General features: G+C 40.4%; 9 protein-coding genes. 5 read left to right on the top strand and 4 right to left on the bottom strand.

Going from position 1 to position 13,759, the window contains the following annotated elements; translation table 11 throughout:
- Nucleotides 1-7 precede the first annotated feature (7 nt).
- The 4 genes from KEM09_RS16000 to KEM09_RS16015 form a co-directional block, all read right to left on the bottom strand.
- Nucleotides 8-2,002 (bottom strand): SusD/RagB family nutrient-binding outer membrane lipoprotein, encoded by a 1,995-nt coding sequence (locus tag KEM09_RS16000; protein ID WP_212229821.1) that lies wholly within the window; start codon nucleotides 2,000-2,002, stop codon nucleotides 8-10.
- 17 nt (nucleotides 2,003-2,019) lie between these two features.
- A complete protein-coding gene (locus KEM09_RS16005) occupies nucleotides 2,020-5,655 on the bottom strand; it encodes a SusC/RagA family TonB-linked outer membrane protein (protein ID WP_212229822.1) in 3,636 nt (1,211 codons plus the stop codon).
- A gap of 122 nt (nucleotides 5,656-5,777) precedes the next feature.
- The gene (locus KEM09_RS16010; RefSeq protein ID WP_212229823.1) at nucleotides 5,778-6,779 is read right to left on the bottom strand and encodes a FecR family protein; all 1,002 of its coding nucleotides are present in this window, start codon (nucleotides 6,777-6,779) and stop codon (nucleotides 5,778-5,780) included.
- 136 nt (nucleotides 6,780-6,915) lie between these two features.
- Complete coding sequence (locus KEM09_RS16015) at nucleotides 6,916-7,467, bottom strand: RNA polymerase sigma-70 factor (protein ID WP_212229824.1); 552 nt, start codon at nucleotides 7,465-7,467, stop codon at nucleotides 6,916-6,918.
- Nucleotides 7,468-7,878: 411 nt separating this feature from the next.
- Between KEM09_RS16015 and KEM09_RS16020 the strand changes: the two genes are divergently transcribed.
- The 5 genes from KEM09_RS16020 to KEM09_RS16040 all read left to right on the top strand — a co-directional run bounded on the left by KEM09_RS16020 (nucleotide 7,879) and on the right by KEM09_RS16040 (nucleotide 13,583).
- Nucleotides 7,879-9,048 (top strand): AIR synthase related protein, encoded by a 1,170-nt coding sequence (locus KEM09_RS16020; RefSeq protein WP_212229826.1) that lies wholly within the window; start codon nucleotides 7,879-7,881, stop codon nucleotides 9,046-9,048.
- Between the two features lie 75 nt (nucleotides 9,049-9,123).
- Nucleotides 9,124-10,212: a peptide chain release factor 1 gene (gene prfA / locus KEM09_RS16025; protein ID WP_212189876.1), complete on the top strand. Its 1,089-nt coding sequence runs from the start codon at nucleotides 9,124-9,126 to the stop codon at nucleotides 10,210-10,212.
- Between the two features lie 101 nt (nucleotides 10,213-10,313).
- The gene (gene pyrF, locus KEM09_RS16030) at nucleotides 10,314-11,141 is read left to right on the top strand and encodes an orotidine-5'-phosphate decarboxylase (protein WP_212229828.1); all 828 of its coding nucleotides are present in this window, start codon (nucleotides 10,314-10,316) and stop codon (nucleotides 11,139-11,141) included.
- A gap of 127 nt (nucleotides 11,142-11,268) precedes the next feature.
- Entirely contained in the window at nucleotides 11,269-12,540 is a 1,272-nt protein-coding gene (locus KEM09_RS16035; RefSeq protein ID WP_212229829.1) for a DUF2851 family protein, read from the top strand.
- Entirely contained in the window at nucleotides 12,528-13,583 is a 1,056-nt protein-coding gene (locus KEM09_RS16040) for a potassium channel family protein (protein WP_212189873.1), read from the top strand. Before KEM09_RS16035 ends, KEM09_RS16040 begins: the two co-directional genes overlap by 13 nt.
- Nucleotides 13,584-13,759 lie beyond the last annotated feature (176 nt).

Here is a 13,759-nt window from a genome sequence, read left to right on the forward strand (position 1 = left end):
TTAATGATTACTCTAAAATATTTTTCCACTTAGTTGTTCTGCCTGTTAGCCAAACTGGTTTATCAGGATCATTATCCGGACTAATGATAGCCCAGTTTTCAGGATCCGAAGCCTGAATACCACCAGGGTATGTCATACGCTCTTTCCACTGGAATACCTCGTATGGACCTGCAGGGTTATCGTCAAGGTATTTAATCAGGCGACGAGCACTGGTGTACACGGTTTCAAAATTGAAAAAGTTATAATGCGCCTGTAGTTGCATAAAAATAGCTTTTACCTTTTCCTGGTCTGTCATGGCATCAAAAGCCAAAGCAGCATTCTCTGCATAGGTAGCCGCATCGTACTCCTTTTTAGGCCGATCGTTAACGCGCGATTCAGCACAGTTAGATGGAAATGAAGGAATCGACTGCTTAGAATAAGTATGATCATGCAGGTTATACCAGTATTTGCATGACAGCTCGATGGCATTTTTATAATGCTCGCGTGCTGATCCATTCAGAGTACCAAAACCGCGAACGGCTGCTTCGGCAAGAGATAATTCTGTTTCAACTGCATGTAAAGTTGGATATCTTAAATCAAAGTTATACTGCGGACGAATATTATACTCAGCTACCATATTGTGATCTGTACCAATTGTCCAGTTAATATCTGAATATTGGGCACATCTCTCACGCATCGCCTTTAACAAAAATGCATCACGCAGGGTTATATCGTTTGCTGCCGCATCATTAAGTTTGATTTCAATCTCATCACCGTTATTATAAGTATACTTAAACACGGTGATGGCAGGATCTGTCATAATCGGATCATTGATATAATACCCTCTCATTATTTTACTAAAATAACTATCCGGATCATCAATTTTATCCCAAGTATGAGTGGTTCCGAGATAATCGCCTTTAATACTTTTTGAGAAGATGTAAGCCACACGTGGATCGACAGTTCCGTCTTCAAGTCCGGTTTCTGAATTATCACCATCAAAATACGGCAGGCTCTCACCGTTGATAATAGCGATTTTTTCAACTGGCTTACAGTTCATTAGATCATCCAGGAATCGTTTAGGCGCACGACATTCATCAGCACGCTCCCTAAAAGCACGTGTAATACCTAATTCACGCTGTAGCCTGCTTGGCTCAACAATAGCAATATCTGCCAAACCGGCCACGTCATCGTACTGATCAAACAACGGCTTTCCATTCAACTCCGAAATCACAGTTTGTGTTACAGCCGGCGTCTGTTCACTCACATTCATGGCACAACGTAAACGTAATGAATTAAGGTATTTCCTCCATTGAAGCAAATCACCACCAAATATCACATCCTGATTATTGAAAGAGGCCTGTTCATCATCAGATAATTCTAAATCAGCAATAAACTGTTCAATATTCTTTAGTTCTTCAATAATCACCGGATAAACCTCTTCCTGACCATAATACTTGGTTTTAATACCATCCAATCCGCCAGCTGTCCCGGTTTCAATGTATGGCACCTTGTCATATAAATCGGTAGCCCGCTGATAAGCATATGCTTTTAGCGCATGTAGCAGATTCATATACAGATTATCAAGGTTTGTACGATCAGCTTCAGGGATTAAATTATATTCGCGCTGTCCCCATAAAACTGCTGTTAACCATTCGTTGTTTAATTTATTAAATACAGTATTGTTAAAGCCATTGGTACCCCAGTCATGTTCCACATCCCTTAGGGTATAAGACAATCCATATCCATCGGTACAATAATACAACTGTATTCCCGTACCTGTTATACGAGAACCGCTTCGCATTTGGTGATAAGCAGCACCGTATTCACCTCTTAAAAAGAAACCTCGTGTTAATTGCGAAGTGAAGAAACCAGCAATCACACTCACACCTCCGGTTTTATCGGCCTGCTCTTTTGAGAAACCGTCCGGATCCTGATATAACTCTTCGAGTTTATCTTGACATCCAACTATAAAAGTAAATGCAAGGATGGTTAATATAGATTTTAGAAATATATTTTTCATATCGTTTGCTTATTTAATTAAAACTTAACTTTTACAGCTACACCAATTGAACGTTGAGTTGGCATGGCAGTGGTTCCATATGAACTATTACCCCATCCGGTACCATTTGAAGATTCCGGAATTGTGTTAGGAGCTGCTCTATAGATATAAGCCACATTATTGGCGAAAACCGACAATGTCAGATCCTGTAATTTTATTCTATTTGTAATACTATTAGGCACACGATAATCAAGAGCAATATTTCTTAATGCTATATAATCGCTTTTGAAAATCCGATCCTCAGGAAAGAATCCATTAGAAAAATATGATTCGTAATAGTAATCTTCAGCCGATACTACTGTGTTATTTACAGTACCGTCAGCCTTAACACCATCCAATATTACACCGTCCCAATACGTTGCAGAACCATCAGTTGCTTCTCCGGCAACTTTTTGTCCATCTACCATATGGTAAGCACTACCTCCATGCTCTTTATCGCGGTACTTTAATGTTTCATCAAGTACACCTGCCGCCATCATATAAGTCTCAGTTTCCGATATAAACGTTGCTCCGAATGAATAATCGAAATTGGCGATTAATCTGAAATTTTTATAGTCGAACGACGTGAAAACACCTCCTACAACGTCAGGCAGAAGTTTACCAACCACCTTGTTACTTGTTGCACTGTAATTATAGCTAGCGCCATTAGAAGCAACAATTCGTTTTCCATTATTCGGATCGTTTGGATCAGAAGGATTAATATAGTGTTGCCATCCGCGTTGCTGATAAATCAAACCATACTCGCCTCCTACCTCAGCAACAGCGTTTAATCCGTTGGTTGACCATAAAGTCAGTGAACTTAGATCGCCGCCCAGCTCTTTAATCTTGGTTTTATTACCCGAGAAGGTGAAATTCAGGTTCCACATAAAATCATTGGTCACAACCGGCTTGGTTTTTAAGGTTAATTCCCAACCTTTATTGGCCACATCACCGGCATTCATGCGAAGCGTAGAAACTCCTAATCCTGGAGGTGCTGTTACAGCCATAATCTGATTATAGGTATTTGAAGCGTAATAAGAGAAATCAATACCAATGCGTTGCTGAGCAAACAAATACGCTTCTAGTCCCACCTCAAATTCACGCTTACGCTCCGGTTCCAGATTTGGTACACCATCGGCATCCATAGGAGGTAAGTGGGAAGGAGGTGTAAGAATATAACCATTTCCTGATGCAGAAGTAGCATAGTTCACATTACTAAAGTAACGCGGACCTGGACGACCTACATCGGCCCATGATGCTCGTAGTTTAGCCATATTGACCCACTCAGGCAATGTTAATGTCTGATCCATTAACCAGGATACACTGACTCCAGGATAAAAGTAACTATTGTTTTCAGGAGGCAGGATAGATGACCAATCCTGACGGCCTTGTATTTCAACATATACTTGGTTATCCCATGCAAACTGAACAGAACCTAACACACTATATAACACATCTTCTCCATTATCATACTGGTATGTAGGCTGTACACCTGATGGTAAGTTGCTAAATGAGAAATAGTTCGGAATTACCATGTTGCCAATTTGGCGTGCTCCTTTTTTCTCCAGGTAATTATCGCGTATTGCACCTCCTACGAAACCGGATAAGTTAATCTTGTCAAAATCCGTATTGAAATTAAGCACTGCCTGGCCATAAGTTTTTCGAATAATTCGGCTTTCATCAACATAAGATGAACCACTATTTGGACCAATTAGTGAAGGATCCATCAGTTTCCCTTTATATTCGCTTCGCTCATTGGTTAAGTCCATACCTCCCAATACGGTTGCACTAAAAATTTTATTAATATTCACGTCCAGCGTTAATGATTGGATACTGTGCAAACGCTTAAAAATGGACTCATTTTGTTCCTGATCCCAGAAGTAATTGGCTACAGCCGAACGCCCTGGAGAGAAGAAGTTGGTCATATTGGGGTTGGCATAGTAATTGTAACCGGATTCTGTAAGCATATTCTCACGAATTAAATCGACATCAATATCGGCACTATAGGCGCCTAATCCGGTGCGGTTACCCTGTGCGTCAAACGAATTGGCATTCGCCGAGTTAAGGTTTTCTGACATAAAGAAGTTACCGGCATAGGTAATTTTCACGAAGTCGTTCATCTGGTGCGAAGCACTTAAGCTGAAGGTATTTTTATTGTACTTACCACTCACGGTTGTTGGTGTCAGGTGCATATTGGTATATGAAAAACGCATCGTTCCTTTTTCACCACCAGAGCTAAGAGCCACATTAGTAGTGTTTTGATGACCAATATCAAACATTTTGTCATACACTGTACTTCCTGATGGTGCCCAGGCACGTTTACTTCCATCCCACCAATTAAGCGTTACATTAGGGTCGAATTTTGGTCCAAAGGCAGAACCAGTATAATCAAGTGTTCTTTCGCCATTCTCATTAAGAAAATAACCCTGATCATCTGTTTCAGTATTACTTGGACTTCTACCTGTTCCATATTGATCCTGAATTTCAGGCAAGAAGGCTACCTTATCCCAGGTTGTTGTAAATGATGCACTTACGCCCAAGCCTTTGCCCTTTTTACCTGATTTAGTGGTTATAAGAATAACCCCATTAGCTCCCTCACTACCGTAAAGTACTGACGCCTTCGCACCTTTTAGAATTTCAAATGATGCAATATCATCCGGGTTGATATCATTAATACCAGTACCATTATCACGGCTGGTTGCATCATATCCCATTCCGGTACTTTCATCATGGATAGGCACTCCATCCACAACGATTAAAGGGCGTGTGGTTGAACTGGCATCAAACGAAACTGCATTACGAATATTAATCTTCATACCACCAGTAGGACCCGAAGCGGTTGCGGCTACCTGTACACCAGCAGCACTACCATACAACGATTGCAAGGCATTACTCGGTGTACCACTTGCCAATATCCGCTCAGTATCAACTTTCGAAACCGCATACCCTAATGCTTTGGCTTCTTTCCGGATACCTAAAGCCGTTACTAATACCTCATCCAGCCCTGTTGCTTCCTCAATAAGGGTAACATTTATTTCACGTGAAGCACCTACAACAATTTCTTGATCCTCAAACCCAATATATGAGAAAACCAAGGCATCATTGGCATCATCAACCTCAATATCATAGGTTCCGTCAATACCGGTAATCACGCCGTGCTGAGGATTTGTTTTTTCATATACATTAACGCCCGGAAGTGGTTCTCCATTGATATCAATAACTTTTCCTGTAATCCTGAATGTCTGCTGCTGATAAGCTGCTTTATCGTTAAGGACAGCAGATAAAACTACATGGTTTTCAATCATTGAATAACGCACATCACTGTTTCTGAATACGGTGGCTAGTAATTCTTCCAACGATTGGTTATCTGCTTTTACGCTGACACCCTTATTCACATCAATATTAGAATCGCTGTAAATAAACGTTACGTCAGTTTGCTTTTCTATCTCCTCCAAAAGTTGTTTGATACTAACATCTTTTAGGTTTAGGTTCACTTTTGATTGCGAGTAAACATTGGCTGATAACTGCAATGTACCCACCAATACAAATAGTATCAGTAGTTTCATAATTCTTAATGTTTGTAGCCAGGAAGCATACCAGCCTCCCGTACAGGCTTTTTCTGCACTTTTTTTCATAGTTTTGTAATGAATGTTAATGAATATCCAACTGCAATTGGATGTTTTAATGCTTATCAGGGATATGTTGGCGCATATTCCTGATTTTGGTTAACAATCTCTTTTTACGGATGTTACATAGGCTAAGGGTTTAGAATTGTTATAGACACCTGTTCTCCGTTTATTTGATAATCAAGTGGTTGAACAAGCTTCATAATGGTTAATAATTCACTCAATGATTCTGATTTGACCGTAAACGTGAAACGCTTCTGAGCCAACAGCTCACTGTTTTTTAGTTCAATTTGCACACCATACCACTTACTCAGTTTCTCTATCACCTCGCTTAATGGTGTGTTATCTAATTTCAACACATTATCTTTCCAGCAAATAATATTCTGAATATTGCCTTCTACTACTTGTAGTTTTCCCTCCTCACTGTTGGCATAGGCTAATTGTCCGGGTTTTATCTCAGCTCTTGTCCCATCAAACAAAGCTACATCAACCCGCCCTTCAAGTAGTGAGGTTTCTGTCACCGGAGCTGTTTCATAAGCCATTACATTAAATTTAGTGCCCACTACCTTTACCTCACAATCTTTGGTTAAAACTTTAAATGGTAAAGCCTCATTAGCAGCGACTTCAAAATAGGCTTCTCCATCCAGTTTTACTTCCCGGTTATGCCGTCCATAATCGGTATTATAGCTTAATACCGATTCTGAGTTAATCCACACGCTGGTACCATCAGGTAGTTCGAGCTTACTCTTTTCACCACTAGGTACCACGGTCTTGACTATGAGGCTACCTGTATCTGCTTCGGTCTGAAAAAACATAAAAAAACTGACAGACAGCAACAATACAGCGACAACGGCAGCAACCGATTGCCAGATCCGCAGTACTTTTTTAAGTTGCGAAGCTGACTTAATCGAAACGTCCTGTATATGCGTTTTAAACCTAATCCATTCATTCCCGGTATCAGCAATTTCACTGGCATTGAGGCACGAGCTTTCCCATACATCCTTCACCTCGGTGTAATAACGGGCATTACTATCCTTCTCCTTAACCCAGGATGCCAGGCTAATCTGCTCGCTTTTCGACAAATTACCTTCCAGGTAATCAATAATTCTGTTTTCAATCGACTGTTTACTCATTTTTTCATGCTTCATAGCTGTAACACATCAACCTCAATTTACCCTACCACATTTTTTGATTTTTTTACACTTTTTTGCAGATGACTTTCTAAACAGAAGGCATTCCACTGTATTTCTGACATTTAAATTGGGATGTTTAAAATAGAATAGAAAGGAGTTCGGCAAACTCTTTCCTGAAAAGTCGTAATGCCTTTGTAATGTGTTTTTCAACCATTTTAACAGAGATCCCCATCTTTTCCGCAATCTCTTTGTTCTTCAATCCATCATTACGGCTCATCTTAAATACTTCTACGCAACCGTGGGGTAGCCGATTCATGACTTGCTCGAACTGCTCTTCAAGCTCTAACTCCAATAAACTAACAAAAGGATTGTCTTCATTGCTGAGAATCACACGCTCAGCCTCATCTAATATGGCTGCCGGACTATCTGCTTCATGAAACAGTTTTTTATTATCACGAATAACATTTAAAGCCTTATTTCTTGCAGCCTGAAAAAGATATGCCTTAGCATTGCCGATAAATTCCTGCCCCTCCGTCTGCTTCCAAAAAGCAGTAAATGTTTCCTGAACAATATCCTTTGCCACCTCAATATCATGTACGTACTTATTAGTATACAATACTAAGCGGCCATGATACTTGGTATAAAGCTGTTCAAAAAAATCAATCCTACTATAAGCTGTATTATTCATGTGCTTACCTATCTTCTTTCACACTTACCGATTAAAATCTGATTTTTCATCTTGATTATGGGACACTTCAAGATGTAGTTCGTTATTTCATATTACATTTTGCACAAACATGCAGCACTTTGTGAAAATAAATATCAACACATTTTAATCTTTATTAACACTTCGGAAAAATAGGTATTTCACCTTATAAAACCAGCAGCTTATTTATTTTGAATAGTAAAAAGAACATGAGTCCTCTTATAAGAACATACTTTCAAGTTAAAAACCTACTTCCATTAGACTCATATATGGTAGTAGAAATTAGGATTTCTGACTCTAACACTACTCTATAGACGCTTTTTTTGACGAAGCCGAAAGATTGTGCTATTTTTGCACTCCAAAATAGGGTAAAAAACTGATAAAATAATACTTGTGAGCTCAGATTCGAGATACAACCTACGCGGCGTTTCGGCCTCTAAAGAAGATGTACACAACGCTATTAAAAACATTGACAAAGGCATATTTCCTCAAGCATTTTGCAAAATTGTTCCTGATATTTTAGGAGGTGACGAGGACTACTGCAATATTATGCATGCCGATGGCGCAGGCACCAAATCATCATTGGCTTACATGTATTGGCGTGAAACAGGTGATTTATCTGTGTGGAAAGGAATTGCTCAGGATGCTATTATAATGAACGTGGATGACCTGCTTTGCGTAGGTGCTACCGAAAACATACTGGTATCATCCACCATTGGCCGTAACAAAAACCTTATTCCGGGTGAAGTCATCTCAGCCATCATCAATGGCACTGATGAGCTGTTGGCAGAACTACGTGACATGGGCATCAGTATTTACCCTACAGGTGGTGAAACTGCAGATGTGGGTGATCTGGTAAAAACCATCATTGTTGACAGTACGGTAACCTGTCGCATGAAGCGCAGCGATGTTATCTCAAATCACAACATCCAACCAGGTGATGTTATTGTTGGACTATCATCATCAGGACAAGCCACCTACGAAAAAGAATACAACGGTGGAATGGGAAGTAACGGACTAACCTCAGCCCGCCACGATGTATTTGCGAAGTACCTGGCAGGCAAGTATCCTGAGAGTTACGACGACTCAGTACCTGAAGATCTGGTTTACTCAGGAAACTATGAATTAACCGACAGCGTTAAAGATTCGCCACTTGACGCAGGCAAACTGGTCTTATCTCCAACCCGCACCTACGCACCTGTGATTAAAAAAGTGCTGGACGAAATGCGTAGCGATATTCATGGCATGGTACACTGTTCGGGAGGTGCCCAAACAAAAGTGCTGCACTTTGTGGATAACGTTCATGTGATTAAAGATAATATGTTCGATGTGCCTCCACTTTTCAAAACCATCCACGAAGAATCGGGGACTGAATGGAAAGAGATGTACAAAGTTTTTAACATGGGCCATCGCTACGAAATATACCTTTCGCCAGAAAAAGCGGAAAGAATTATCGAAATAGCCAAATCATTTAATATCGACGCCCAGATTGTGGGACGTGTTGAAGCTCATGACGGCAAAAAACTAACCATCGAAAGTGAATTTGGTACGTTTGAGTATTAAGCACTTTTAATGGTTTTATTACGGATAGAGAAATAGCTATCCTTTTGATTAATTAACGGTATTCAAGAATAAAATATGTCGCAAGCACACGATTTATTAGAAAAACTGGAAGGTATTCGACTTCGTTTCGAGGAAGTATCGGAACAGATTACCAATCCGGAGGTTATAGCCGACACTAAGCGATACGTAAAGCTTAACAAGGAATATAAAGATCTGCAGAAAGTAGTTGAGGCTCGTCATGAGTTTAAAAACACTTTAGACAACATTGATTCGGCTCGTCAGATGCTTAAAGAAGAATCTGATGCTGAGATGCGCGAAATGGCTAAGATGGAACTGGATGAGCTGGAAGACAAGCTGCCAGAAATGGAAGAAAACATCAAGCTTCTGCTGATTCCGGCCGATCCTCAGGATGCCAAAAATGCGGTATTGGAAATTCGTGCCGGAACAGGTGGCGATGAGGCCAGTATCTTTGCTGGTGACCTATACCGCATGTATACTAAATATTGTCAGGAAAAAGGCTGGCGCATAGAAGTAACAAACAGCAATGAAGGCACATCCGGTGGCTTCAAAGAAATTGTGATGAATGTGACCGGCGAAGGTGTTTATGGTATTCTTAAATATGAATCGGGCGTTCACCGCGTACAGCGTGTTCCTCAAACCGAAACACAAGGGCGTGTTCACACTTCAGCTGCCACAGTAGCTGTATTGCCCGAAGCCGAAGAGTTTGACATTGAGTTGCGCACAGAGGATATCCGCAAAGACACCTACTGTTCGTCAGGACCAGGTGGACAGTCGGTAAATACTACCTATTCAGCTATCCGGCTCACTCACATTCCATCAGGCATTGTTGTAACCTGCCAGGATCAAAAGTCACAGTTGAAAAACCTGGACAAGGCCATGGCTGAATTACGTACCCGCTTGTACAACCTGGAATATCAGAAATACCTTGATGAGATTTCATCGCAGCGTAAAACCATGGTATCATCAGGTGACCGTTCAGCTAAGATACGTACATACAACTATCCGCAAGGCCGCGTAACCGACCACCGCATCAACCTAACGCTCTACAACTTGCCAGCCATTATGGATGGTGAAATTCAACAAATCATTGACAAACTAATTGTTGAGGAAAATGCTGAGCGACTGAAAGCAAGCGAATTGTAGGAAGCTCAAAAGAGCTTCAGGCAGAAGTTTATAAGTTATAAGGCAGAAGAAGAATAATAACAAGCTAGCAGCTAACAGCTAGCAGCTAACAGCTAAATAAAATGACATCACAAGAGCTTTTTGAAAACATTAAAAAGAAGAAGAGTTTTTTATGCGTTGGGCTTGATACCGATATCAATAAAATTCCTCGCCACCTTTTAGACACGACCGATCCTATTTTTGCTTTCAATAAGCAGATTATTGATGCAACACACGATGTAACCGTAGCTTACAAACCCAACCTGGCATTTTATGAGAGCCTTGGGGTAAACGGATGGAATTCACTGGAGAAAACAGTTAACTACATAAAATACAACCACCCGGATATTTTCATCATTGCAGATGCCAAACGTGGAGATATTGGCAATACATCAGCCATGTATGCCAAAGCCTTTTTCGACCACATGGAGTTTGACTCGGTAACAGTTGCACCATATATGGGTGAAGATTCGGTAAAACCTTTCTTAACTCATGTTGATAAGTGGGTAATACTGTTGGCACTTACCTCTAATAAAGGCGCTTTCGACTTCCAGTTTATGGAAGAAAACAATGAAAAGTTGTACGAGAAGGTCATTAAAACAAGTGCCCAATGGGGAACCGAAGAGAATCTGATGTATGTGGTTGGTGCTACAAAAGCAGAGATGCTCGCAGACATACGTAAGCTCATTCCTAACCATTTCTTATTGGTACCTGGCGTTGGTGCACAAGGGGGCAGCCTCGAAGAAGTGGCCAAAAATGGCATGAACAACAAGTGTGGCCTGTTAGTAAACTCTAGTCGTGGTATTATTTACGCCAGCGATGCTGAAGATTTTGCAGCTAAAGCCCGTGAAAATGCCATTGCAGTGCAGCAGGACATGGAAAAACTTCTAAAAGAACACGGCTTAATCTAGATTGGCCGGAATAACATAAAATGAAAGCCTGAAGCGACAACCGTCCTTCAGGCTTTTTTGTGAGTTAAGCGCTGTATTTGCACTTATTAACAATAAGATTTAAATTCATAGTCCAAACCTATGTGCGATGAATGAAGATCTCTTACACTACATCTGGCAATATAAGCTATACAAACCCGACTTACGCACCACCGACAATAAACCGATAGAAGTTATACACCCGGGCATAAAAAACACAGACGGTGGCCCGGATTTCTTCAATGCCAAAATCAAGATTGATGGCACCTTATGGGCCGGCAATGTAGAAATACACCAGAATGAGAAAGAATGGTACCTTCACCAACATCATCAAGACCCAAGTTATGATAATGTGATACTCCATGTTGTAGAGGTCAAAAATGAGACCACCTACAATTCGAAGATGAGATTGATCCCCGCTTGCTGTTTACCTGTTTCCGAAACGCTTAAAGATCGCCTTAAAAAACTGTACACCAGCAGCAACTGGATAGCCTGTGCTCAAAACATTTCAAACATCAATGAATTTACACTTTCGCAATGGATGGAACGAATGCTCATAGAGCGATTAGAGGAGAAAAGTCATCTGGTAAACAACTTACTGAAAGTAACTAATAACAACTGGGACCAGGTATTTTTTATTCTGCTGGCCCGCAGCTTTGGCTTTGGCATTAATGGCTTGTCTTTTGAGCTAATGGCCAAGCAAACGCCTTTAACCATCCTTTTAAAGCATACCGACAATTTGTATCAGATGGAAGCTCTGCTCTTCGGTCAGGCAGGCTTGTTACATGAACCAGAAGAACAGGATGAATACACTCTATCGTTAAAAAAAGAATATGAATTTCTTCGCAATAAATATCTACTCAAGCCAATTTCGCAAAGCCTTTGGAAGTTTCTTCGGCTTCGACCTGCTAACTTCCCCACCATCCGAATCGCCCAGTTAGCTTACCTGATGTGCAATATCAAAGGAAGCTTTGAGCAATTATTAAACCTCAGTCAACAACCACTCCTCTTAAACAAGATGAATATTGGAACCTCAGACTACTGGAAATCACATTACGTATTGGGAAAACAATCAAGTAAATCATCGGTCAAACTATTGGGAAGCTCATCCAAGCAGCGCCTTATCGTCAATACGATCATCCCTTATCTCTTTATTTATGCAGCTAAACACAAAGACGAGCAACAAAAAGAAAAAATCATTGACTATCTTTATCAACAACCAGCAGAGAAAAATAAAACACTTGAGCAGTGGAACAATTTAGGTGTGCCTTCAAAAAATGAAGCACAAGCACAGGCACTACTTTATTTAAAGAGTAATTATTGCAATCAGAAAAAGTGTTTAAATTGCCACATCGGACACGAGGTACTATGCAAAAATTAGATAATAATACAGTTTATCACGACACTATACGAGCCCTGCTAACAGCTGGAGGTTTATTGGTTCTAACAATTGCCATTGGCTCAGGTGGTTTTATGATGATTGAAGGTTATCGTTTCGTTGACGCCGTATACATGACTGTCATTACAATGGCCACTGTAGGTTTTCGAGAAGTAGTGCCATTAACCGATCCCGGAAAGATTTTTACGGTTTTTCTTATTATTTTTAGTTTAGGAATTTTTGGTTATGTAATAACTCAGGTAACACGTATTATATTTGAAGGCGTATTACATCAGTCATATAAAGCTTATCAGTTGAGAAAGAAAATTGTCAAATTAGAGGATCATGTAATTGTTTGCGGCTTTGGCCGTAACGGATACCAGGCATGTGTTGAACTGGCTGAGCATGGCGAACAGTTTGTTATTGTTGAAAAACGCGATCATGTGGTTACACGCATTCTGGAAGACCCTGAACTGCTATACGTACAGGGTGATGCCAGTTCAGAGGAGGTATTAGATGCTGCACAAATACGAAAAGCCAGAGCGCTTATCACAGCACTACCCAATGATGCCGACAATATGTTTGTAGTATTAACAGCTGCAGAGATGAATCCGTCGCTTAAAATAATTAGCCGGGCAAGTGATTTCAGATCAGACACAAAACTAAGACGTGCAGGCGCCACAAACGTTATTATGCCCGATCGCATCGGCGGACAGCGAATGGCCAAATTGGTAACCCAGCCTGATGTGGTGGAGTTTGTTGAATACATCCTACTGCAACGCTCTAAGGATGTGCAATTAACCGAAATCAACTGTAACAAACTGGCTGTATCCAACTATAAAAAAACAATCAGAGAACTGAAACTGCGGGAAAAATCAGGGGCCAATTTAGTTGGCATCAAAACAGCTGAAGGAGCTTACCTTTTTAATCCCTCACCGGATATTGAAATAACACCGGCCGATAAGCTGTTTGTTCTAGGCTCCCCTACTCAAATTGAACAATTCAAAGCTATATTAACAAGCACACCACAAACCATAAACAACTAACAAACAACAACCTCGATAATACGAAAGCTAAAAAGCACCAAAAGCTAAACCTTTTTCCATCAAAACAGTATAAAAGAAATTTGGCGTAACTAAAAAGGGAATTATTAAGCAATGTTAATTTTTGGTTCGCTTTTTGATAGTTGTTGAACGTTAGAATTTAATTAGAAACCCAAATA

The sequence above is a fragment of the Carboxylicivirga mesophila genome (genome assembly GCF_018271975.1).
Classification (GTDB): Bacteria; Bacteroidota; Bacteroidia; order Bacteroidales; family Marinilabiliaceae; genus Carboxylicivirga; species Carboxylicivirga mesophila.